This window comes from Pseudocitrobacter sp. RIT415 (assembly GCF_003057695.2).
In the GTDB taxonomy this organism is placed as follows: Bacteria; Pseudomonadota; Gammaproteobacteria; order Enterobacterales; family Enterobacteriaceae; genus Pseudocitrobacter; species Pseudocitrobacter faecalis.
In genome coordinates this window covers 62,923-85,547 of sequence record NZ_QBJC02000021.1, presented here as the reverse complement: position 1 = coordinate 85,547, position 22,625 = coordinate 62,923, and the positions used below count along the sequence as shown (strand labels likewise).

Here is a 22,625-nt window from a genome sequence, read left to right as displayed (position 1 = left end):
CGTAGCGCCGATGGTAGTGTGGGGTCTCCCCATGCGAGAGTAGGGAACTGCCAGGCATCAAATTGCAGTAAACCAGGATGAAAATCCGGGTAGTGACAAAGAAATTCGGTGGAGCGGTAGTTCAGTCGGTTAGAATACCTGCCTGTCACGCAGGGGGTCGCGGGTTCGAGTCCCGTCCGTTCCGCCACTTATTAAAAAATTAAGCCTGCTTCATTAGCAGGCTTAATGATAAGAAACTTTAGGGGCGTAGCTCAGTTGGTAGAGCACCGGTCTCCAAAACCGGGTGTCGCGAGTTCGAGTCTCTCCGCCCCTGCCATATATAATCCTTTGCTGATGCAAAGGATTTTTTTTGCCTGAAACTCAGCGAAGTGACATCTCGCGATCCCACTCCTTTCTTTAAAACATACCTAAATCAAAACGTTATTTTTCAGAATATCGCGTATTTGCGCTTGTTTATCGCTGTTCTGTAACCAAATGGCGTATAACGGGCGAGAAAGCGTCGCGCTATCCGCAACCGTATGTAGCCCACCTTTCTCTTTTGCCCACGCGGTAGGTAACCACGTGCAACCTTTCAGCGGCTCCAGTTGCTGTCTTGCCAAATCAGCTGAACTGGTGGTCAATAGCGGAACGTCATCGTGCGCGATCAGGCCAGCTTCATGTTGCTGAAAATCCGGGCCCCATTCCAAACGCAAATAGTTGAGCTCTGCTTTCTCACTGAAGGGCGATGCACAGAAAAGCGCGAGTGTGAAGTTTCCCAATAACTGGCTACTAAATTCATCCATCTTGGGGGCTTCTGTCGTGATGAGCAGATCAAGTTGCCGCTCATGAAGTTGTTTTACCAGCGACTGACGCTGGGCAATGCGTGCCTCAAATTGAAGATTATCAAACGATTGATAGAGTCTCCCGAGCCAGCTATTTAGCATGCATTCCCACAGAGACGCGCTGGCACCGATTGAGAATTCATTGTGCCGCGAGGTATGGGCGACCTCTTTTCGCGCCGCCTGCCAGGTATTCATCAGCGTTTCTGCATAGGGCAGAAGTTTTTCGCCTGCGGCGGTCAGACGAATATTGTTGCGATGTCGGGTGAAGAGATTGACGCCCAACTGATTTTCCAACTGACGGATGCGAAAACTAACCGCAGATTGCGTCAAATAGAGGGCTTCCGCAGCGCGCCCGAAGTGACGAGTTCTGCTCACTTCGAGGAAAGTTTTTAGCAATTCCGTATCCACAGCTTTCTCCGCAAAATTATTTGTCGTAATGATTTAAATCTTTTGTTTTACACTCTGTCAAGCGTAACTAATACTCCGCGCCATAAATAGCTCGGCCAAAGAATTAGGAGCGTGTAGGATGGCGGAAAGCTTTACGACGACTAATCGTTTTTTCGACAATAAAAATTATCCACGCGGGTTCTCTCGTCATGGTGATTTCACCATCAAAGAGGCTCAACTGCTTGAACGTTGTGGCTATGCCTTTAACGAACTCGATCTCGGTAAACGTGAACCGGCTACCGATGAAGAGAAGCAGTTTGTTGCGGTGTGCCGTGGCGAGCGTGAGCCAGCGACCGAAGCTGAACGCGTATGGAACAAATATGTGACGCGCATTAAACGTCCTAAACGTTTTCACACGCTGTCTGGTGGGAAGCCGCAGGTGGAAGGCGCTGAAGACTACACTGAAAGCGACGACTAACAGGAAAGGGGCTTCGGCCCCTTTTTTAATGCAGCAGCTTTTGCAGATGAATCAACACCCGATCAATACCCCGATAACTCAGCGCTTCCTGTAAATGATGACGCGCAATAGTGTCTACCCCTTCAAGATCGGCAATCGTTCGCGATACTTTCAATAAGCGCTGCCAGGCGCGTATTGATAACCCCAGCGTGGTGAGCGTTTGCTCCAGCCATAGCGCATCTTCATCACACAGCACACAGAAACGACGAATATCACTACTACCAAGCCTGGCGTTAAGCTGTCCCTGCCGATGATACTGACGCGCCTGGGCTTCGATTACACGCGCCTGCACGTAATGGCTGTTTTCTTCCTCATGACGCGCCTGACTCAATATTCCTGGTGGAGGCAACGGTATCTCAAGGGAAAGATCAAAACGGTCCAGAAACGGACCCGATAGACGCCCCAGATAACGCAGCGTCTGCTCTGGCGTACAGCGATTGTGATTTCCCTGATAATGCCCGGTAGGGCTTGGATTCATAGCTGCAATCAATTGAAAGCGCGCCGGATAGGTAATTTTCGCCCTTGTTCGCGAAATATGAATCTGCCCCGACTCAATAGGTTCGCGCAGGGCATCCAGTACCCGCCGTTCAAACTCCGGAAGCTCATCGAGAAACAGAACACCGTTATGCGCCAGTGAGATCTCGCCTGGCCCCGGAATAGATCCGCCACCCACCATGGCGGTTAACGATGCGCTGTGATGTGGAGCCCGAAAAGGGCGTTGACGCCACTGCTTCTGTACGTTGCTGGCATTCTCCAGACTAATAATTGCCGCCGTTTCCAGCGCCTCCTGATCGTTAAGCGGAGGCAGCAGACCGCGCAGTCGAGAAGCGAGCATCGTTTTACCGGTTCCCGGTGGGCCAATGAGCAAAAGATTGTGGCCACCCGCAGCGGTAACCTCCAGCGCACGTTTTCCCTGGTGTTGGCCGATGACGTCACTTAAGTCCTCGCAGAGCAGAGGCACTGGCGCTGTATCAGGTTGCGCCGTGCGTAGTTCGTGTTTCCCTTCAAGAAAGGCGCACACCTCCTGCAAATGGCTGGCGATATAGCATTCACTGCCACCCAGTAAGCCAACCTGCGCAGCATCATCTTCGGCTACCACAATCTGCCGACCGGCTTTATCCGCCTCAATTGCTGCTGAAATCGCGCCGGGAATGCCGCGTAGTGCACCTGTAAGCGCAAGTTCGCCCACAAACTCGTATTGACCCAGCTTCTGTGGATTGAGCTGCTCAGAGGCCGCCAGAAGCGCGAGAGCGATAGGTAAATCATATCGCCCCCCTTCCTTCGGCAGATCGGCCGGTGCCAGGTTAACCGTGATTTTCTTAGCCGGATACTCATAACCGCTGTTGATAATTGCGCTACGAACGCGGTCGCGCGCTTCTTTTACGGTCGTTTCCGGCAGGCCCACCATGGTGAGGCCTGGCAACCCCTGACTAATGTGAACTTCAACGGTAATGAGCGGGGCGGTGACGCCAAGCGCCGCGCGCGTGTAGACAACGGATAGTGACATAATGCCTCCTGATGTGCGGCATTATGCGCGCCCTTTTTATATGAATAACTAGCGAGTTTTTACTTTTACGGCGACGATTCAAACATATCGCCACTGTTTCAAGAGATTTCAATAAAATCAGCATGCGTCTCGCATTTCCCGCAGCCCGACCATTCCCGCAGGCGCAAGAGGATTGAAAATGCTCAACAGGTGAAAAAAATTCAATTCATATTTTTTTCATATAAAACAATTATCTTGCACAAGATCCGCAGCATGATGCATATCACAGTAATAAAAAAAACTTGTGCTGTTCTAAACGTCTGTGGTAACTCTGTAGGCATTCCTTCGAACAAGATGCAAGAATAGACAAAAATGAAAGCCCTTCTACGAGTGATTAGCCTGGTCGTGATTAGCGTGGTGGTGATTATTATCCCACCGTGCGGGGCTGCACTTGGACGAGGAAAGGCTTAGAAATCAAGCCTTAACGAACTAAGACCCCCGCACCGAAAGGTCCGGGGGTTTTTTTATGACATAAAAACAATAGCGAGGAGCAGATTATGAGTTGTAGCACAAAATCCTGTTTCTCCCGATCTACGGCGGGGAACTAACTATGAATGGGGCACAATGGGTAGTACATGCGTTGCGGGCACAAGGAGTCGAGACAGTTTTCGGTTATCCAGGTGGCGCAATTATGCCGGTTTACGATGCATTGTATGACGGCGGCGTGGAGCACCTTTTGTGTCGACACGAGCAGGGCGCGGCGATGGCGGCAATTGGTTATGCACGTGCCACCGGTAAAACCGGCGTCTGCATCGCGACATCGGGCCCTGGTGCCACCAATCTGATAACTGGCCTCGCTGATGCCCTGCTGGATTCTGTTCCGGTTGTGGCGATCACCGGCCAGGTGGCTTCTCCGTTCATCGGAACGGATGCGTTTCAGGAAGTGGACGTTCTCGGTTTATCACTTTCCTGCACCAAACATAGTTTCCTGGTGCAGTCGCTGGAAGAGCTGCCGCGCGTGATGGCAGAAGCATTCCAGGTGGCAAACTCAGGCCGTCCGGGCCCCGTTCTGGTTGATATTCCGAAAGATATTCAGGTGGCGCAGGGCGATCTGGAACCGCACTTTTCCACCGTCGCCAGCGAAGACGCCTTCCCACACGCCGACGCTGATGTCGCTCGCCAGATGCTGGCGCAGGCGCACAAGCCGATGCTGTATGTAGGCGGCGGCGTTGGGATGGCACAGGCGGTTCCCGCGTTACGCGAATTTATCGCCGTTACCCAGATGCCAGCGACTTGCACGCTGAAAGGCCTCGGCGCGGTTGATGCCGATTATCCGTATTACCTCGGGATGTTGGGGATGCACGGCACCAAAGCCGCGAACCTGGCGGTGCAGGAGTGTGACCTGCTGATCGCCGTTGGCGCGCGCTTTGATGATCGCGTGACTGGCAAGCTGAACACCTTCGCACCGCACGCCAAAGTGATTCACATGGATATCGACCCGGCGGAAATGAACAAACTGCGTCAGGCACACGTTGCCCTGCAGGGTGACCTCAATGCCTTACTGCCCGCGTTGCAACAATCTCTGTCGATTGATGGGTGGCGTCAGCACATTGCAGAACTGCGTGCCGAGCACGCCTGGCGTTACGATCACCCGGGCGAGGCTATCTATGCGCCGTTGCTGCTCAAACAGCTTTCTGACCGCAAGCCTGCCGATAGCGTTGTCACTACCGATGTGGGTCAGCACCAGATGTGGTCTGCACAACACATGACCTACACCCGTCCGGAAAACTTCATCACTTCCAGCGGCTTAGGCACCATGGGCTTCGGCCTGCCGGCTGCGGTTGGCGCGCAGGTTGCCCGTCCGAGCGACACGGTTATCTGCATCTCCGGCGATGGTTCTTTCATGATGAACGTTCAAGAGTTGGGCACCGTGAAGCGTAAGCAGCTGCCGCTGAAAATTGTTCTGCTGGATAACCAGCGTTTAGGCATGGTTCGCCAGTGGCAGCAGTTGTTCTTTCAGGAACGCTACAGCGAAACCACGCTTACCGATAACCCTGATTTTCTTACGCTGGCCAGTGCCTTTGGCATCCCTGGCCAGCACATCACCCGTAAAGACCAGGTTGAAGCGGCACTTGACACCCTGCTGGCAAGCGAAGGCCCGTACCTGCTTCATGTCTCAATAGACGAACTTGAGAACGTCTGGCCATTGGTACCGCCCGGTGCCAGTAATGCAGAAATGCTGGAGAAATTATCATGATGCAACATCAGCTCGCCGTGCAGGCTCGCTTCAATCCGGAAACGCTGGAACGTGTGTTACGTGTGGTTCGCCATCGTGGTTTTCAAATTTGCGCCATGAATATGGAAGCGGCCACCGATGCACAGAATATAAATATCGAATTGACCGTTGCCAGTCCCCGCCCGGTCGAATTACTGTTTAGCCAGTTAAGTAAACTGGTGGACGTTGCTTCTGTCGCCGTCCATCAGTGCCAGACAACATCACAACAAATTAGCGCCTGAGCGCAAAAGGAAGAAAAATGACGACGAAAAAAGCTGATTACATTTGGTTCAATGGTGAGATGGTTCCATGGGGTGAGGCGAAAGTTCACGTGATGTCCCATGCGTTGCACTACGGTACTTCCGTCTTCGAAGGTATCCGTTGCTACGACTCTCACAAAGGGCCAGTGGTGTTCCGCCATCGCGAACACATGCAGCGTCTGCATGACTCAGCCAAAATTTATCGCTTCCCGGTCTCTCAGAGCGTTGATGAATTAATGGAAGCCTGCCGCGCGGTGATCCGCAAAAACAATCTGACCAGCGCTTATATTCGTCCGCTGGTCTTTGTTGGCGACGTCGGTATGGGTGTGAACCCGCCGGATGGCTACAAAACTGACGTGATTATTGCCGCGTTTCCGTGGGGCGCATATCTGGGCGCAGAAGCGTTGGACCAGGGTATTGATGCGATGGTCTCTTCCTGGAACCGCGTTGCGCCGAACACCATCCCGACCGCTGCGAAAGCGGGTGGCAACTATCTCTCTTCCCTGTTGGTGGGGAGCGAAGCGCGTCGCCACGGTTATCAGGAAGGCATCGCGCTGGACGTAAATGGCTATATCTCTGAGGGCGCGGGCGAAAACCTGTTTGAAGTGAAGGATGGCATCCTGTTCACGCCGCCGTTCACCTCTTCCGCGCTGCCGGGTATCACCCGTGATGCCATTATCAAGCTGGCGAAAGATCTCGATATCGAAGTTCGCGAGCAGGTGCTGTCGCGCGAATCTCTGTACCTGGCGGATGAAGTATTCATGTCTGGTACAGCAGCGGAAATCACGCCTGTACGCAGCGTCGACGGTATCCAGGTAGGCGCAGGCCGCTGTGGCCCGGTTACCAAACGTATTCAACAAGCATTCTTTGGCCTCTTCACCGGTGAAACCGAGGATAAATGGGGCTGGTTGGATCAGGTTAATAACTAACAAAGAAAGGGGACGGCACGCACCGTCCCTTTTATTAGACAGACACTGGGAGTAAATAAAGCATGCCTAAGTATCGTTCCGCTACCACCACCCATGGCCGTAATATGGCGGGTGCCCGCGCACTGTGGCGCGCCACCGGGATGACAGACGCCGATTTCGGTAAGCCGATTATTGCGGTTGTAAACTCGTTTACCCAGTTCGTGCCGGGCCACGTACACCTGCGCGATCTCGGTAAACTGGTTGCTGAACAGATTGAAGCGGCAGGCGGCGTCGCCAAAGAGTTCAACACCATTGCGGTGGATGACGGTATCGCCATGGGCCACGGGGGCATGCTTTATTCACTGCCGTCTCGCGAGCTGATCGCTGACTCCGTTGAATATATGGTTAACGCCCACTGCGCCGATGCGATGGTCTGTATCTCCAACTGCGACAAAATCACCCCAGGGATGCTGATGGCTTCCCTGCGCCTGAACATCCCGGTCATCTTTGTTTCCGGCGGCCCGATGGAAGCCGGGAAAACCAAGCTTTCCGATCAGATAATTAAACTCGATCTGGTTGATGCGATGATTCAGGGGGCAGATCCGAAAGTTTCTGATTCCCAAAGCGATCAGGTTGAACGTTCCGCCTGCCCAACCTGCGGCTCTTGTTCCGGGATGTTCACCGCCAACTCCATGAACTGCCTGACCGAAGCGCTGGGCCTGTCTCAGCCGGGCAACGGCTCACTGCTGGCAACCCACGCCGATCGTAAGCAGCTGTTTCTCAATGCCGGTAAACGCATTGTTGAACTGACTAAACGCTATTACGAGCAGGAAGATGCATCCGCACTGCCGCGCAATATTGCCAGCAAAGCAGCGTTTGAAAACGCCATGACGCTGGATATCGCGATGGGCGGGTCTACCAACACCGTTCTCCACCTGCTGGCGGCAGCACAGGAAGCGGAAATTGACTTCACTATGAGTGATATCGATAAGCTTTCCCGCAAGGTACCGCAGTTGTGTAAAGTCGCACCGAGTACCCAGAAATACCATATGGAAGATGTGCACCGGGCAGGTGGCGTTCTGGGGATTCTGGGTGAGCTCGATCGCGCTAACTTATTGAATCGCGATGTGAAAAACGTGCTGGGCCTGACGTTGCCGCAAACCCTTGAACAGTATGACATTGTTGTTACCCAGGATGACGCGGTAAAAAATATGTTCCGCGCCGGCCCTGCAGGCATTCGTACCACCCAGGCATTCTCGCAGGATTGCCGCTGGGATACGCTGGACGACGATCGCGCAAACGGCTGTATCCGCTCGCTGGAACACGCCTACAGCAAAGACGGTGGCCTGGCGGTGCTTTACGGTAACTTCGCGGAAAATGGCTGCATCGTGAAAACGGCGGGCGTGGATGACAGCATCCTCAAATTCACCGGCTCGGCGAAAGTGTACGAAAGCCAGGACGACGCGGTAGAAGCGATTCTTGGCGGTAAAGTTGTCGCAGGAGATGTTGTAGTGATCCGCTATGAAGGTCCGAAAGGCGGCCCAGGGATGCAGGAAATGCTCTACCCAACCAGCTTCCTGAAATCGATGGGCCTCGGCAAAGCCTGTGCGCTGATCACCGATGGACGCTTCTCCGGCGGCACCTCTGGCCTTTCCATCGGTCACGTCTCACCGGAAGCGGCCAGCGGCGGCAGCATTGGCCTGATTGAAGACGGCGACCTGATTGCCATCGACATTCCGAACCGAGGTATTCAGTTGCAGGTAAGCGATGCCGAACTGGCGGCGCGTCGTGAAGCGCAGGAAGCTCGCGGCGACAAAGCCTGGACGCCGAAAAACCGTGAACGTCAGGTCTCCTTTGCGCTGCGCGCTTACGCCAGCCTGGCGACCAGCGCCGATAAAGGCGCGGTGCGCGATAAATCGAAACTGGGGGGTTAATGATGGCAGACTCACAACCCCTGTCCGGCGCCCCGGAAGGCGCCGAATATTTAAGAGCGGTGCTACGCGCGCCGGTTTACGAAGCGGCGCAGGTCACGCCGCTACAGAAAATGGAAAAACTGTCGTCGCGTCTTGATAACGTCATTCTGGTGAAGCGCGAAGACCGCCAACCGGTGCACAGCTTCAAGCTGCGCGGTGCATACGCGATGATGGCGGGGCTGACGGAAGAACAAAAAGCGCACGGCGTGATCACCGCCTCTGCGGGTAATCATGCGCAGGGCGTCGCGTTTTCCTCCGCGCGGCTAGGCGTGAAGGCGCTCATCGTCATGCCAACCGCCACCGCTGATATTAAAGTGGATGCGGTACGCGGCTTCGGCGGTGAAGTGCTGCTCCATGGCGCGAACTTCGATGAAGCGAAAGCCAAAGCGATTGAATTGTCTCAGCAGCAGGGCTTCACCTGGGTGCCGCCGTTCGATCATCCAATGGTGATCGCCGGGCAGGGCACGCTGGCGCTGGAATTGCTCCAGCAGGACGCCCATCTCGACCGCGTATTTGTGCCGGTCGGCGGCGGTGGTCTGGCGGCGGGTGTCGCGGTGCTGATCAAACAACTGATGCCGCAAATAAAAGTTATCGCGGTCGAAGCGGAAGACTCCGCTTGCCTGAAAGCGGCGTTGGATGCTGGGCATCCCGTAGACCTGCCTCGCGTGGGGCTGTTCGCTGAAGGTGTCGCGGTAAAACGTATCGGCGATGAGACCTTCCGTCTGTGTCAGGAGTATCTCGACGACATCATCACCGTTGATAGCGATGCCATCTGCGCGGCGATGAAAGACCTGTTCGAAGATGTGCGTGCAGTGGCGGAACCCTCCGGTGCGCTGGCGCTGGCGGGAATGAAAAAGTACATCGCTCAGCACAACATCCATGGTGAACGACTGGCGCATATTCTTTCCGGTGCCAACGTGAACTTCCACGGCCTGCGTTATGTCTCGGAACGCTGCGAGCTGGGCGAACAGCGTGAAGCATTGCTGGCGGTGACCATCCCGGAAGAGAAGGGCAGCTTCCTCAAATTCTGCCAGTTGCTTGGCGGGCGTTCAGTCACCGAGTTCAACTACCGCTTTGCCGATGCGAAAAACGCCTGCATTTTTGTCGGCGTGCGTTTAAGTCGCGGCCTCGAAGAGCGCAAAGAGATTTTGCAGATGCTCAACGATGGCGGTTACAGCGTGGTCGATCTCTCCGATGATGAAATGGCGAAGCTGCACGTGCGTTATATGGTCGGCGGACGTCCATCGCATCCGTTGCAGGAGCGCCTCTACAGCTTCGAATTCCCGGAATCACCGGGTGCGCTGCTGCGCTTCCTCAACACGCTGGGTACGCACTGGAATATCTCATTGTTCCACTATCGCAGTCATGGCACCGACTACGGGCGTGTACTGGCAGCGTTCGAGCTTGGCGATCATGAACCGGATTTCGAAACCCGGCTGAATGAGCTGGGCTACGATTGCCACGACGAAACCAATAACCCGGCGTTCAGGTTCTTTTTGGCGGGTTAATTGAGTTGGTGGCCGGAAGTCAGGTCCGTTTCCGGTCATTTTTCAAATTCGCATAGACGTCTTATTGGTTGGTGCAATAATTCTCAGGCTGTCATGGAGAGGCTAAAGCTGGTGAACCCGGCATAAATGTCAAATGCTCAAAGTGTTATTAATCAGGGAAGTTGAGATGAAATTTGCATCAGTTATTTTTATGCTAACTTTTTTGCTTAGCGGTTGCGGTAGTATTATCTCGAGGGTGGCGGGGGAGCGTTACACTTATTATCATGGCACACAGTTCGATGCAGAGAGTGTTAATTTCGATAAGCCTCTTTCGCTTACTTTATTGCTGGATTTACCATTTTCTCTTGTCGCTGACACCCTGCTTGTTCCGGTTGATTTAATTTATTCACCATACTGCGGTATGCTTGCCGCCCACGATCCCGCTTATCCAAAACCGGGATGTGGGCAATAATAAACTCGCGGAAGAATCATTTGACTAAACTACGGGCATAGTTATCCAGCTTCTCCGACTCATAAAAGCTCATACACTGCTCCATTATGTTATTCGCATCCTTTGCGCTATCGGGACATAGCGCAAGGGTGAGGGTGCCGAATCCCTTCGTCTCTTTGGCGACAAATTTCCGGAAAGTATTCCACTTGCCAGCATTATCTAAAGCATACCTTTCAGGCAGAAATGAACGGTCATGAGCGGGAGCAGAAAAGGATTCAGCTGGCGTACGTTCACGGTAATGAGACGTTAAACACTCCTTCAAGGCCAGATGCTTCACATCCTGAACGGTGATTCCTTTCGGTTTGGCTTGTGCGCTGCAACTTACCGCTAAAACCAGAGATACTATCTATATTTTTGTTTTCATTACATTTTCCTCAGTTAGTCAGGCAAGTTCTTCCAGAACGCCTCAATCAGCGGCTCATGCAGCCGCTTTTTTTGTACGCAAACGCCCAGCTCGAACGGTGTTTTCTCATCGCTGCGCTCCAGAATCATTACGCGGTTGCGCACCGGCTCCGGACTGTTTTCCAGCACCACTTCTGGCAGCAGCGCCACGCCGCAGCCGAGCGCCACCATCGACACCATTGCTTCATGCCCACCGACCGTGGCGTAAATCATCGGGTTACTGATTTTGTTACGTCGAAACCACAACTCAATGCGGCGGCGCACCGGCCCTTGATCGGCCATGATAAACGGCACCGTTGACCAGTCGGGCTTTTCGACTGATACCTGATTACGCACCGGACAGGGCAGCGCAGGCGCGATCAACACTACCGCCAGATTCTCCAGCATCGAAAACGCCACCGCGCCGGGCAAGGTTTCCGGTTTACCGGCAATCGCCAGATCTGCTTCGCCCGTGACCACCTTTTCCATTGCATCGGCCGCATCGCCGGTGGTGAGTTTAATCTCTACGGAAGGGTGTTCCGCGCGGAAGCGATCGAGAATCGGTGGCAGATGGCTGTAAGCGGCGGTTACCGAACAGAAGATATGTAACTCGCCCGAGAGCGACGGCCCCTGCTGGTCAATAGTGTGGCGCAGTTGCTGATACTGCAACAAGGTTTGCTGGGCAAAAACGCGTAGCTCTTCCCCCGCTTCGGTCAGTGTCACCGTACGGTTATCTCGCACAAAAAGCGCCTGACCGAGATCGTCTTCCAGGCGCTGAATCTGCCGGGAAAGCGTAGACGGACTGACGTGCATTGCCCGTGCGCTGCGCCCAAAATGGCGGCTTTCGGCCAGATGCAGGAAGGTTTTCAGATCGCGTAAGTCCACAGGCGTTACCCTCGATTTTGACGTTGCAGAAATTGCAACATGACGTTGTGAATATATCAATTTCCGCAATAAATTTCCTGTTGTAATGTGGTGACATTCTCGCTCAACAGCGAACCGAACAATAAGAAGCACAACATCACGAGGAATCACCATGGCTAACTACTTCAATACACTGAACCTGCGCCAGCAACTGGCACAGCTGGGCAAATGTCGCTTTATGGGCCGCGAGGAATTCGCTGACGGCGCGAGCTACCTTCAGGGTAAAAAAGTAGTCATCGTCGGCTGTGGCGCACAGGGTCTGAACCAGGGCCTGAACATGCGTGATTCCGGTCTGGACATCTCTTATGCCCTGCGTAAAGAAGCGATCGCTGAGAAGCGCGCGTCCTGGCGTAAAGCGACCGACAACGGTTTCAAAGTGGGCACTTACGAAGAGTTGATCCCGCAGGCGGATCTGGTGGTTAACCTGACGCCAGACAAGCAGCACTCCGACGTCGTGCGTTCTGTTCAACCGCTGATGAAAGATGGCGCGGCGCTGGGTTACTCTCACGGTTTCAACATCGTAGAAGTGGGTGAGCAGATCCGTAAAGACATCACCGTAGTGATGGTTGCGCCGAAATGCCCGGGCACCGAAGTACGTGAAGAGTACAAACGTGGGTTCGGCGTACCGACGCTGATCGCCGTTCACCCGGAAAACGATCCGAAAGGCGAAGGCATGGCGATCGCTAAAGCCTGGGCTGCTGCAACCGGTGGTCACCGTGCGGGTGTGCTGGAATCTTCATTCGTTGCGGAAGTGAAATCTGACCTGATGGGCGAGCAAACCATCCTCTGCGGTATGTTGCAGGCCGGTTCTCTGCTGTGCTTTGACAAGCTGGTGGAAGAAGGCACCGACCCGGCTTATGCCGAAAAACTGATTCAGTTCGGCTGGGAAACCATCACCGAAGCGCTGAAGCAGGGCGGTATCACCCTGATGATGGACAGGCTCTCTAACCCGGCGAAACTGCGTGCTTACGCACTGTCAGAGCAACTGAAAGAGATCATGGCACCGCTGTTCCAGAAGCATATGGATGACATCATCTCCGGCGAATTCTCCTCCGGCATGATGGCAGACTGGGCCAACGATGATAAGAAACTGCTGACCTGGCGTGAAGAGACCGGTAAAACCGCGTTCGAAACTGCGCCGCAGTATGAAGGTAAAATCAGCGAGCAGGAGTACTTCGATAAAGGCGTACTGATGATCGCAATGGTAAAAGCAGGCGTTGAGCTGGCGTTTGAAACTATGGTTGATTCCGGCATCATCGAAGAATCTGCTTACTATGAATCACTGCACGAACTGCCGCTGATTGCCAACACCATCGCCCGTAAGCGTCTGTACGAAATGAACGTGGTTATCTCTGATACCGCTGAATACGGTAACTACCTGTTCTCTTACGCTTGTGTGCCGCTGCTGAAATCGTTCATGACTGAAATCCAGCCGGGCGATCTGGGCAAAGCGATTGCCGAAGGTGCCGTTGATAACGCACAACTGCGTGATGTGAACGAAGCGATTCGTAGCCATGCGATTGAGAAAGTCGGGCAGAAACTGCGTGGCTATATGACGGATATGAAACGTATTGCGGTTGCGGGATAACTGCGTACCGATGCCCTCACCCTAACCCTCTCCCACACGGAGAGGGGACCGATTGTGCAAGTTTTGAATGTGCGTTGTTTTCTCCCTCTCCCTGTGGGAGAGGGCCGGGGTGAGGGGCCTCAGTTACGATACAACACCTTAATGATGTGATAACCGAACTGGGTGTGCAGCGGGCCAGTCGGCTCCAGCACCGGGCAGGAGAACACCACTTTATCGAACGCCGGAACCATCTGCCCCTGGCGGAATTCCCCTAAATCGCCACCGCGTTTGCCTGATGGGCAAATGGAGTGCTTCTTCGCCAGCTTGCCAAAGTCGGCGCCGTTTTTAATCTGCTCCAGAAGATCCAGAGCGGTTTTCTCATCTTTAACCAGGATATGCAGTGCTGCTGCTGTTTTTGCCATGATATGCGCCTTCGAAAGGGGTCAATAAGGCTGGCGATTTTAGCATGCGTTATCGGCGATATAACACCTTGATGATGTGATAGCCAAATTTGGTTTTCACCGGCCCGTAAGGTTTCAACAATGGACAACTGAAGACGGCATCATCGAACGGTTTTACCATCATGCCTTGTTTGAATTCCCCTAAATCGCCGCCATTGTGCCCGGATGGGCAGCTCGAATAGCGTTTTGCCAGATGGTCGAAGCTGACGCCACGATCCAGTTTGGCGAGGATCTCGAGGGCGAGTTCTTCTGTTTTGACCAGAATATGCAGGGCTGCGGCGCTCTTTGCCATGGCGAGTTTCTCATCGTGTTGTACTGTTCAACACTTTACCATTCGGCGGGTAAATCTCTGCGCAACTTTCTGCTACAATCCTCCCCCCGTTCGAAGATTGAGCAATACTCCTATGCGTCTAAACCCCGGCCAACAACACGCTGTCGAATTCGTTACCGGCCCCTGCCTGGTGCTGGCGGGCGCGGGTTCCGGTAAGACTCGCGTGATCACCAATAAAATCGCCCATCTGATCCACCAGTGTGGTTACCAGGCGCGACACATTGCCGCAGTCACCTTTACCAATAAAGCGGCGCGTGAGATGAAAGAGCGCGTCGCGCAGACGCTTGGGCGCAAAGAAGCACGCGGCCTGATGATTTCGACCTTCCATACCTTGGGGCTGGATATCATCAAGCGCGAATATGCTGCTCTCGGGATGAAATCCAACTTCTCTCTCTTTGACGATACGGATCAGGTGGCCTTGCTCAAGGATCTGACCGAGGGGCTGATCGAAGACGATAAAGTGCAGCTGCAACAGCTGATCTCGACGATCTCTAACTGGAAAAACGATCTGAAATCGCCTGCACAAGCGGCGGCGAGCGCGAAAGGCGAGCGGGATCGTATTTTTGCCCATTGCTATGGCCTGTACGATGCGCACATGAAAGCGTGCAATGTCCTCGACTTCGATGACCTTATTTTGCTGCCGACGCTGCTACTGCAACGTAATGAAGAGGTGCGCGAGCGCTGGCAGAACAAGATTCGCTACTTGCTGGTGGATGAATATCAGGACACCAACACCAGCCAGTATGAACTGGTGAAGTTGCTGGTGGGGCAACGGGCGCGTTTTACTGTAGTGGGTGATGATGATCAGTCGATTTACTCCTGGCGCGGCGCGCGTCCGCAAAACCTGGTGTTGTTGAGTCAGGATTTTCCGGCCCTTCAGGTTATTAAGCTTGAGCAGAATTATCGTTCCTCGGGGCGCATCCTGAAAGCGGCGAATATCCTGATTGCCAATAACCCGCACGTTTTTGAAAAACGCCTCTTTTCTGAGCTGGGCTACGGGAAAGAACTTAAGGTGCTGAGCGCCAACAATGAAGAACACGAAGCCGAGCGCGTGACCGGTGAGCTGATCGCCCATCACTTCGTGAACAAAACGCAGTATAAGGATTACGCGATTCTTTATCGCGGTAACCATCAGTCGCGAGTGTTCGAAAAATTCCTGATGCAGAACCGCATCCCTTACAAAATTTCCGGCGGCACGTCGTTTTTCTCGCGTCCGGAAATTAAAGACCTGCTGGCATATCTGCGCGTGCTGACCAACCCGGACGACGATAGCGCGTTCCTGCGTATCGTCAACACGCCGAAGCGTGAAATCGGCGCAGCGACGATGCAAAAGCTGGGTGAGTGGGCGATGACCCGCAACAAAAGCCTGTTTGCCGCCAGCTTTGATATGGGCCTGACGCAAACGCTCACCGGGCGTGGGTACGAATCTCTTACCCGATTCACCCACTGGCTTAGCGAAGTGCAGCGTCTGTCCGAACGTGAACCCGTTGCGGCAGTGCGCGATCTGATTCATGGCATTGATTACGAGTCCTGGCTGTTTGAAACCTCCGCCAGCCCGAAAGCCGCCGAGATGCGGATGAAAAACGTCAACACGCTGTTTGGCTGGATGACGGAAATGCTCGAAGGCAGTGAAATCGACGAACCGATGACCCTGACGCAGGTGGTCACCCGCTTTACCCTGCGCGATATGATGGAACGGGGGGAAAGCGAGGAGGAGCTGGATCAGGTGCAATTGATGACGCTGCACGCGTCCAAAGGCCTGGAGTTCCCGTATGTGTTCCTGGTGGGGATGGAAGAGGGGTTATTGCCGCACCAGAGCAGCATCGATGAAGATAATGTCGATGAAGAGCGCCGTCTGGCCTACGTCGGCATTACCCGTGCGCAGAAGGAGCTAATCTTTACGCTGTGCAAAGAGCGCCGGCAGTATGGCGAACTGGTGCGCCCGGAGCCGAGCCGCTTTTTACTGGAACTTCCGCAGGATGATTTACAGTGGGAACAGGAGCGGAAGGTGGTGAGCGCCGAAGAGCGAATGCAGAAAGGGCAGAGCCATCTGGCGAATCTGAAAGCGATGATGGCGGCAAAACGCGGCCAATAAAACAGTGCCGGGGAGCGGCCTCGCCTTACCCGGCCTGATAGAGCAAAAATTCTCTGAAGGTCGGATAAGCGAAGCGCCATCCGACATGCGCTTTTTTACTGCACGATCAACGGCCAGTGCACATAACTCTGCCACTGACATTCTTGATCAACAATCTCTTTACCCAGTGGATGATGCGCCAGCCAGCCCTCAGGCAGTTTCAACGTTAATGCCTCTTCGTTGGCTGTAATCGTGATTTGCGGCAAAAGATCGTCACGGCGGCGGTTGGCAAAGATAATCGCCAGCCGTAGCAGGCGACACAGATGCTCGGCCACGCGTGGCGGCACCGCATTTTGCTGATGCAGTGAAGAGAGATCGATGGCGTTAGTTTGGTTAAGCAGCAGTGTTGCCAGCAGTTTTTTCTGCGCGGGCGTAAAGCCTGGCAAATCAAGATTACGTACAAGATACGCCGCATGTGCTGGCGCTTGTTTGAAATCGACGCTCAAACCAATTTCATGAAGATGGCACGCGCTTAGCAGCAGTTCGCGGCTTAATGGCTCAATATCCCACTGTTTTTCAACCTGATCGGCAAAGTGAGACGCCAGTTGTGACACGCGTGCTGCCTGTTCGGTATCAACAATAAACCGGCGCTGTACATTGCGCAGCGTGCGGCTGCGGATGTCTTCGTCAACCGCCAGGTGCAACATACCGTAAACCAGGCCTTCGCGCAGGGCGCCACCGGCCAGCGTCATGCACTGGATATTCAGCTCAGTGAAAATGGCGATCAAAATCGCCAGACCGCTCGGGAACACTAACGCGCGTTCCAGCGTCAGGCCTTCGATTTCCAGCTCTTCCAGACGTCCACACTGAATCGCGCGCTGTTTTAACTGCTGAAGTTTGGCAAGCGTAATGCGCTCGTCCATCCCCTGCGCCATCATGATTTCCTGCAACGCCTGAACTGTGCCGGATGCTCCGACGCAGACTTTCCAGCCATGTGCGCGCAGCTCATCAGCGACCGGACGCAGCACATCACGCGCGGCTTTCTCCGCTTCGTCGAAGTTTTCCTGCGCCAGATTACGATCGGTAAAGAAACGCTCCAGCCAGGTGACACAGCCCATCGACAGGCTGAACAGTGAGGTAGTTTGCGCCCCTTTGCCCGTGACCAGCTCGGTACTGGCACCGCCGATATCCACGACCAGACGACGATCGTCGCCGCCCGTAGTGTGCGCAACACCCTGATAAATCAGGCGCGCTTCTTCTTCACCGCGAATGACCTGCACCGGGCAGCCAAGAATCTCCTGCGCTTTATCGAGGAAATCTTGCGCATTCACAGCCAGACGAAGTGTTGCGGTCGCGACGACACGAATTTGCGGTTGGGGAATATCCTGTAAACGTTCGGCAAACAGGCGCAGGCATTGCCACCCGCGCTCCATCGCTTCTGCCGATAGGATATTATCGCCGCTTAACCCCGCAGCCAGACGGACTTTGCGCTTGATGCGCGTCAGCGTCTGAATACTTCCAGCCACCTCACGAACAACCAGCATATGGAAACTATTGGAACCAAGGTCTATAGCTGCATACAGCGAGGTGGAACTGGGCATATTCTTTTAACCTGAACGACGACGATTACGTGGCGCGCCAGAACGGCGTGGACCATTGCCCTGACGCACACGCGTCAGACGTAACGGTTTCGGCAGATCGGTTAACAGCGCATCGGGATTGTACTTACTAACCGGAATGGAGTGACCGATATAGGTCTCAATCGCCGGCAGATTCAGCGCGTACTCTTCACAGGCGAGGCTGATAGAGTGACCGCGTGCGCCCGCGCGGCCGGTACGGCCAATACGGTGAACGTAGTCTTCACAGTCGTCCGGAAGATCGTAGTTAAAGACGTGCGTAACGGCAGGAATATGCAGGCCGCGCGCGGCAACGTCAGTCGCAACCAGAATATCGAGGTCGCCACGGGTAAATTCTTCGAGAATACGCAGACGTTTTTTCTGCGCCACGTCGCCGGTCAGCAGACCTACGCGATGGCCATCTGCCGCCAGGCTACCCCAGATATCTTCGCAACGGTGCTTGGTGTTGGCGAAGATAATGGTGCGATCTGGCCACTCTTCTTCTAACAGCGTTTGCAGTAAACGCATTTTTTCTTCGTTAGACGGATAGAAGAGCTCTTCTTTAATACGATGGCCCGTTTTCTGCTCAGGCTCGACTTCAACGTATTCGGCGTTGTTCATCTGTTCGAACGCCAGTTCGCGAACACGGTAAGAAAGGGTGGCAGAGAACAGCATGTTCAGGCGCTGGTTTGCCGGCGGCATACGACGGAACAGCCAGCGGATATCTTTAATGAAGCCCAGATCGTACATGCGATCGGCTTCGTCCAGCACAACAACCTGAATTGCCGCGAGATTAATATGGTTTTGCTTCGCGTAATCGATCAGACGGCCAGTGGTACCGATAAGAATATCGACGCCGCTTTCCAGCACTTTCAGCTGTTTATCGTAGCCGTCGCCGCCGTAAGCCAGCCCCAGTTTCAAACCCGTTGCCTGGGCCAGCGGCTCGGCATCGGCGTGAATCTGCACGGCGAGCTCACGCGTCGGCGCCATGATCAGCGCGCGCGGTTGGTTCACCTGGCGGTCAGCAATTGCCGGGTGAGAAAGAAGATAATGAAACGTTGACGTCAGGAACGCCATCGTTTTCCCGGTACCGGTTTGCGCCTGCCCGGCAACGTCACGACCCGCCAGCGTCAGCGGGAGTGCGAGAGCCTGAATGGGCGTACAATTATGAAACCCTTTAGTTTCAAGGGCTTCAATCACCTTCGGGTGCAGGGCGAAGTCGGAAAACTTCTGTTCTGTTAAATGTGTTTTGCTCATAGTGTGGTAGAATATCAGCTTACTATTGCATTAAGAAAGCGTATCCGGTGAAATAACGTCAACCTTTGTTGGCGAAAGTAGAATCAACACGCCGTTGATTAATGCTACACAACACATCAGGCTTATTCCTGTGGAGTTATATATGAGCGATAAAATTATTCACCTGACTGACGACAGTTTTGACACGGACGTACTCAAAGCTGACGGGGTGACACTCGTCGATTTCTGGGCAGAGTGGTGTGGTCCGTGCAAAATGATCGCCCCGATTCTGGATGAAATCGCTGACGAGTATCAGGGTAAACTGACCGTTGCTAAACTGAACATCGATCAGAACCCGGGCACTGCGCCGAAGTATGGCATTCGTGGTATCCCGACCCTGCTGCTGTTCAAAAACGGCGAAGTGGCTGCAACCAAAGTGGGCGCACTGTCCAAAGGTCAGCTGAAAGAGTTCCTCGACGCTAACCTGGCGTAAGAGATCCTTATACGGGCGTGCAGTGGTCCTAAAATAGATAGGACTCTGGACGCCCGGCTTCAGTCGTGCTAAGTTAACTTTGACTTCGTTTTAAACATATCTTTGTTTGAATCTTGTTCGACCCGATACTTCCCGTTGGTACAACGCGTGAAGTTGACAGATTCCTGGCTTGTCACTCTTTCCGTCTTGTCGTTTCAGCTCTGCGTACGCTCTTGTTACCAGACCGCGAACAGACATGAGTCGATGGCCGTAAACAGGCATGGATGATCCTGCCATACCATTCACAACATTAAGTTCGAGAATTACCCCGAGTTTAAGAACCCACACCATTATGAATCTTACCGAATTAAAGAATACGCCGGTTTCTGAGCTGATCACTCTCGGCGAAAATATGGGACTGGAAAACCAGGCCCGTATGCGCAAGCAGGACATTATTTTTGCCATCCTGAAGCAGCACGCAAAGAGTGGCGAAGATATCTTTGGTGATGGCGTACTGGAGATATTGCAGGATGGATTTGGTTTCCTCCGCTCTGCAGACAGCTCCTACCTCGCCGGTCCTGATGACATCTACGTTTCCCCCAGCCAAATCCGCCGTTTCAACCTCCGCACAGGTGATACCATCTCTGGTAAGATTCGTCCTCCTAAAGAGGGTGAGCGTTACTTTGCGCTGTTGAAAGTTAACGAAGTTAACTACGATAAGCCGGAAAACTCGCGCAACAAGATCCTGTTCGAGAACTTGACCCCGCTGCACGCAAACTCTCGTCTGCGTATGGAACGTGGTAACGGTTCTACCGAAGACTTAACCGCACGCGTGCTGGATCTGGCTTCGCCAATTGGCCGTGGTCAGCGTGGCCTGATTGTGGCACCGCCGAAAGCAGGTAAAACCATGCTGCTGCAGAACATTGCGCAGAGCATCGCCTACAATCACCCGGACTGCGTACTGATGGTACTGCTGATTGACGAACGTCCGGAAGAAGTGACCGAGATGCAGCGTCTGGTGAAAGGTGAAGTTGTCGCTTCTACCTTTGACGAACCGGCATCTCGCCACGTTCAGGTTGCGGAAATGGTTATCGAGAAGGCGAAACGCCTGGTTGAGCACAAGAAAGACGTTATCATTTTGCTCGACTCCATCACCCGTCTGGCGCGTGCCTACAACACCGTCGTCCCGGCTTCCGGTAAAGTGTTGACCGGTGGTGTGGACGCCAATGCCCTGCACCGCCCGAAACGCTTCTTCGGTGCCGCGCGTAACGTGGAAGAGGGCGGCAGCCTGACCATCATCGCCACGGCGCTGATCGATACCGGTTCCAAAATGGACGAAGTTATCTACGAAGAGTTTAAAGGTACAGGCAACATGGAACTGCACCTCTCTCGTAAGATTGCTGAAAAACGCGTCTTCCCGGCAATCGACTACAACCGTTCCGGTACCCGTAAAGAAGAGCTGCTCACCACTCAGGAAGAGCTGCAGAAAATGTGGATCCTGCGCAAAATTATTCACCCGATGGGCGAAATCGATGCGATGGAATTCCTCATCAATAAACTGGCGATGACCAAAACCAACGACGACTTCTTCGACATGATGAAACGTTCGTAAACATCGTTGAGTAGAAAAACGCCACGCTTTGCGTGGCGTTTTTCTTTTCAGCAAATCTCAGACATCATCAGGTCAAACAGCATAGGAAAAGGTTTAACCTGCGCTTTAGATGGAGATCAAACCGGAAAACATGAGTGTAATGTTCTAAAAGGTCACTTCAACGGCTCAAGGTAACGCATTATACTTTAAGGAAATGATATATGCTGAGAGCGCATACACTTTGAATTTACTCACTGCTTTATCTGAGTTAATCAGTATCTTCTTATTCACAACCATTTTTATTTTTCTTGCACGAAAAGTGGCAATAAAAATTGGGTTGGTGGATAGGCCCAACTTCCGTAAACGGCATCAGGGGCTGATCCCTCTTGTCGGCGGGATTTCTGTGTTCGCAGGAATCAATTTTACCTTTGCTCTCTCGGATGGCTACATTCCCCATGTAAATCTCTATCTGCTGTGCGCGGGTGTTCTTGTCCTCGTTGGAGCGCTGGACGATCGCTTTGATATCAGCGTAAAAATACGCGCCGTGGTCCAGGCTGTCATAGCTATCGTAATGATTTCTGTGGGTAAACTTTACCTGAGCAGTCTTGGGTACATCTTCGGCGAATGGGAACTTGTACTGGGTCCTTTCGGCTATTTCCTGACGCTGTTCGCGGTCTGGGCCGCCATCAACGCCTTCAATATGGTAGATGGTATAGATGGTTTGTTGGGGGGATTGTCTTGCGTCTCCTTTGCTGCGATTGGCTTTATTCTTTGGTTCGATGGGCAGACGAGCCTGGCCATGTGGTGTTTTGCCATGATCGCCAGCATTCTTCCCTACATTATGCTTAATCTGGGCCTGCTTGGCCGCCGATACAAAGTTTTTATGGGCGATGCGGGCAGTACGCTGATTGGCTTTACCGTCATCTGGATCCTTTTAGAAACCACTCAGGGCCAGCGTCACCCGATTAGCCCGGTTACTGCATTATGGATTATCGCTATTCCATTGATGGATATGGTTGCCATTATGTACCGACGTTTACGTAAGGGAATGAGTCCTTTCTCAGCGGACAGGCAGCATATACATCACTTAATCATGCGCGCAGGGTTTACTTCACGTCAGGCATTTGTCCTAATAACGCTTGCCGCCGCGCTACTCGCCACGATTGGTGTGGCAGCGGAGTATACTCACTTCATTCCGGAATGGGCCATGCTGCTATTATTTTTGGCAGCCTTTTTCCTGTATGGTTACTGCATCAAGAGAGCGTGGAAAGTGGCGCGTTTTATCAAGCGCGTGAAACGTCGCATGCGCCGTAGCAATGGCAATACACAAAACTTAACCAAGTAATA

The 22,625-nt window shown here is 53.4% G+C and carries 22 protein-coding genes and 2 tRNA genes; 16 read left to right on the top strand and 8 right to left on the bottom strand.

Annotated elements, in window-relative coordinates; all coding sequences use genetic code 11:
* Positions 1 to 110: 110 nt before the first annotated feature.
* Both DBY68_RS18355 and DBY68_RS18350 read left to right on the top strand, forming a co-directional pair.
* Positions 111 to 187 (top strand) — tRNA-Asp (locus tag DBY68_RS18355).
* Positions 188 to 240: 53 nt separating this feature from the next.
* Positions 241 to 316: transfer RNA gene (locus tag DBY68_RS18350), tRNA-Trp, on the top strand.
* A 91-nt stretch (positions 317 to 407) separates the two neighbouring features.
* Here the strand turns inward: DBY68_RS18350 and hdfR are convergent.
* Complete coding sequence (hdfR, locus tag DBY68_RS18345) at positions 408 to 1,229, bottom strand: HTH-type transcriptional regulator HdfR (RefSeq protein WP_108476940.1); 822 nt, start codon at positions 1,227 to 1,229, stop codon at positions 408 to 410.
* Between the two features lie 118 nt (positions 1,230 to 1,347).
* On the opposite strand from hdfR, the gene DBY68_RS18340 reads away from it, so the two are divergent.
* On the top strand, positions 1,348 to 1,686 hold the full coding sequence (locus DBY68_RS18340; RefSeq protein WP_108476939.1) for a DUF413 domain-containing protein: 339 nt from the start codon (positions 1,348 to 1,350) through the stop codon (positions 1,684 to 1,686).
* A gap of 25 nt (positions 1,687 to 1,711) precedes the next feature.
* Here the strand turns inward: DBY68_RS18340 and DBY68_RS18335 are convergent, their stop codons facing one another.
* Positions 1,712 to 3,232, bottom strand: coding sequence for a YifB family Mg chelatase-like AAA ATPase (locus DBY68_RS18335; RefSeq protein ID WP_108476938.1), 1,521 nt, complete (start codon positions 3,230 to 3,232; stop codon positions 1,712 to 1,714).
* A 351-nt stretch (positions 3,233 to 3,583) separates the two neighbouring features.
* Between DBY68_RS18335 and ilvL the strand changes: the two genes are divergently transcribed.
* From ilvL to DBY68_RS18300, 7 genes are all read left to right on the top strand, one after another.
* Complete coding sequence (gene ilvL / locus DBY68_RS18330) at positions 3,584 to 3,682, top strand: ilv operon leader peptide (RefSeq protein ID WP_015966468.1); 99 nt, start codon at positions 3,584 to 3,586, stop codon at positions 3,680 to 3,682.
* 139 nt (positions 3,683 to 3,821) lie between these two features.
* Positions 3,822 to 5,468 (top strand): acetolactate synthase 2 catalytic subunit, encoded by a 1,647-nt coding sequence (gene ilvG, locus DBY68_RS18325; RefSeq protein WP_108476937.1) that lies wholly within the window; start codon positions 3,822 to 3,824, stop codon positions 5,466 to 5,468.
* On the top strand, positions 5,465 to 5,728 hold the full coding sequence (ilvM, locus tag DBY68_RS18320; protein ID WP_108476936.1) for an acetolactate synthase 2 small subunit: 264 nt from the start codon (positions 5,465 to 5,467) through the stop codon (positions 5,726 to 5,728). The genes ilvG and ilvM overlap by 4 nt, the downstream gene beginning before the upstream one ends.
* A 17-nt stretch (positions 5,729 to 5,745) precedes the next feature.
* Positions 5,746 to 6,675: a branched-chain amino acid transaminase gene (locus DBY68_RS18315; RefSeq protein ID WP_108476935.1), complete on the top strand. Its 930-nt coding sequence runs from the start codon at positions 5,746 to 5,748 to the stop codon at positions 6,673 to 6,675.
* A 62-nt stretch (positions 6,676 to 6,737) separates the two neighbouring features.
* The gene (gene ilvD / locus DBY68_RS18310) at positions 6,738 to 8,588 is read left to right on the top strand and encodes a dihydroxy-acid dehydratase (protein WP_108476934.1); all 1,851 of its coding nucleotides are present in this window, start codon (positions 6,738 to 6,740) and stop codon (positions 8,586 to 8,588) included.
* A 2-nt stretch (positions 8,589 to 8,590) separates the two neighbouring features.
* The gene (gene ilvA, locus DBY68_RS18305; RefSeq protein WP_108476944.1) at positions 8,591 to 10,135 is read left to right on the top strand and encodes a threonine ammonia-lyase, biosynthetic; all 1,545 of its coding nucleotides are present in this window, start codon (positions 8,591 to 8,593) and stop codon (positions 10,133 to 10,135) included.
* 166 nt (positions 10,136 to 10,301) lie between these two features.
* Complete coding sequence (locus DBY68_RS18300) at positions 10,302 to 10,586, top strand: YceK/YidQ family lipoprotein (protein ID WP_108476943.1); 285 nt, start codon at positions 10,302 to 10,304, stop codon at positions 10,584 to 10,586.
* A 16-nt stretch (positions 10,587 to 10,602) separates the two neighbouring features.
* On the opposite strand, the gene DBY68_RS18295 is transcribed toward DBY68_RS18300, so the two are convergent.
* Together DBY68_RS18295 and ilvY are read right to left on the bottom strand one after the other, a co-directional pair.
* Positions 10,603 to 10,971, bottom strand: coding sequence for a hypothetical protein (locus tag DBY68_RS18295; RefSeq protein ID WP_233503908.1), 369 nt, complete (start codon positions 10,969 to 10,971; stop codon positions 10,603 to 10,605).
* Positions 10,972 to 11,003: 32 nt separating this feature from the next.
* Positions 11,004 to 11,891 carry an HTH-type transcriptional activator IlvY gene (gene ilvY, locus DBY68_RS18290; protein ID WP_108476933.1) on the bottom strand — a complete coding sequence of 296 codons (888 nt, stop codon included), beginning with the start codon at positions 11,889 to 11,891 and terminating at the stop codon, positions 11,004 to 11,006.
* A 151-nt stretch (positions 11,892 to 12,042) separates the two neighbouring features.
* Between ilvY and ilvC the strand changes: the two genes are divergently transcribed.
* On the top strand, positions 12,043 to 13,518 hold the full coding sequence (gene ilvC, locus DBY68_RS18285; RefSeq protein WP_108476932.1) for a ketol-acid reductoisomerase: 1,476 nt from the start codon (positions 12,043 to 12,045) through the stop codon (positions 13,516 to 13,518).
* Positions 13,519 to 13,637: 119 nt separating this feature from the next.
* On the opposite strand, the gene ppiC (DBY68_RS18280) is transcribed toward ilvC, so the two are convergent.
* Both ppiC (DBY68_RS18280) and ppiC (DBY68_RS18275) read right to left on the bottom strand, forming a co-directional pair.
* The gene (gene ppiC, locus DBY68_RS18280) at positions 13,638 to 13,919 is read right to left on the bottom strand and encodes a peptidylprolyl isomerase PpiC (RefSeq protein WP_108476931.1); all 282 of its coding nucleotides are present in this window, start codon (positions 13,917 to 13,919) and stop codon (positions 13,638 to 13,640) included.
* Positions 13,920 to 13,968: 49 nt separating this feature from the next.
* Positions 13,969 to 14,250 carry a peptidylprolyl isomerase PpiC gene (ppiC, locus tag DBY68_RS18275; RefSeq protein WP_108476930.1) on the bottom strand — a complete coding sequence of 94 codons (282 nt, stop codon included), beginning with the start codon at positions 14,248 to 14,250 and terminating at the stop codon, positions 13,969 to 13,971.
* Between the two features lie 112 nt (positions 14,251 to 14,362).
* Between ppiC (DBY68_RS18275) and rep the strand changes: the two genes are divergently transcribed.
* On the top strand, positions 14,363 to 16,384 hold the full coding sequence (gene rep, locus DBY68_RS18270) for a DNA helicase Rep (RefSeq protein WP_108476929.1): 2,022 nt from the start codon (positions 14,363 to 14,365) through the stop codon (positions 16,382 to 16,384).
* A 95-nt stretch (positions 16,385 to 16,479) separates the two neighbouring features.
* Here the strand turns inward: rep and gppA are convergent, their stop codons facing one another.
* Positions 16,480 to 17,964 carry a guanosine-5'-triphosphate,3'-diphosphate diphosphatase gene (gene gppA / locus DBY68_RS18265; RefSeq protein WP_108476928.1) on the bottom strand — a complete coding sequence of 495 codons (1,485 nt, stop codon included), beginning with the start codon at positions 17,962 to 17,964 and terminating at the stop codon, positions 16,480 to 16,482.
* A 6-nt stretch (positions 17,965 to 17,970) separates the two neighbouring features.
* Entirely contained in the window at positions 17,971 to 19,236 is a 1,266-nt protein-coding gene (rhlB, locus tag DBY68_RS18260; RefSeq protein ID WP_015966456.1) for an ATP-dependent RNA helicase RhlB, read from the bottom strand.
* Positions 19,237 to 19,378: 142 nt separating this feature from the next.
* Between rhlB and trxA the strand changes: the two genes are divergently transcribed.
* The 4 genes from trxA to wecA all read left to right on the top strand — a co-directional run bounded on the left by trxA (position 19,379) and on the right by wecA (position 22,623).
* Entirely contained in the window at positions 19,379 to 19,708 is a 330-nt protein-coding gene (gene trxA, locus DBY68_RS18255; RefSeq protein WP_108476927.1) for a thioredoxin TrxA, read from the top strand.
* A gap of 160 nt (positions 19,709 to 19,868) precedes the next feature.
* Positions 19,869 to 19,961 (top strand): rho operon leader peptide, encoded by a 93-nt coding sequence (locus DBY68_RS23270; RefSeq protein ID WP_146745485.1) that lies wholly within the window; start codon positions 19,869 to 19,871, stop codon positions 19,959 to 19,961.
* 78 nt (positions 19,962 to 20,039) lie between these two features.
* On the top strand, positions 20,040 to 21,299 hold the full coding sequence (rho, locus tag DBY68_RS18245) for a transcription termination factor Rho (protein ID WP_001054528.1): 1,260 nt from the start codon (positions 20,040 to 20,042) through the stop codon (positions 21,297 to 21,299).
* A 220-nt stretch (positions 21,300 to 21,519) separates the two neighbouring features.
* The gene (gene wecA / locus DBY68_RS18240; RefSeq protein ID WP_108476942.1) at positions 21,520 to 22,623 is read left to right on the top strand and encodes a UDP-N-acetylglucosamine--undecaprenyl-phosphate N-acetylglucosaminephosphotransferase; all 1,104 of its coding nucleotides are present in this window, start codon (positions 21,520 to 21,522) and stop codon (positions 22,621 to 22,623) included.
* The last annotated feature ends 2 nt before the right edge of the window (positions 22,624 to 22,625 follow it).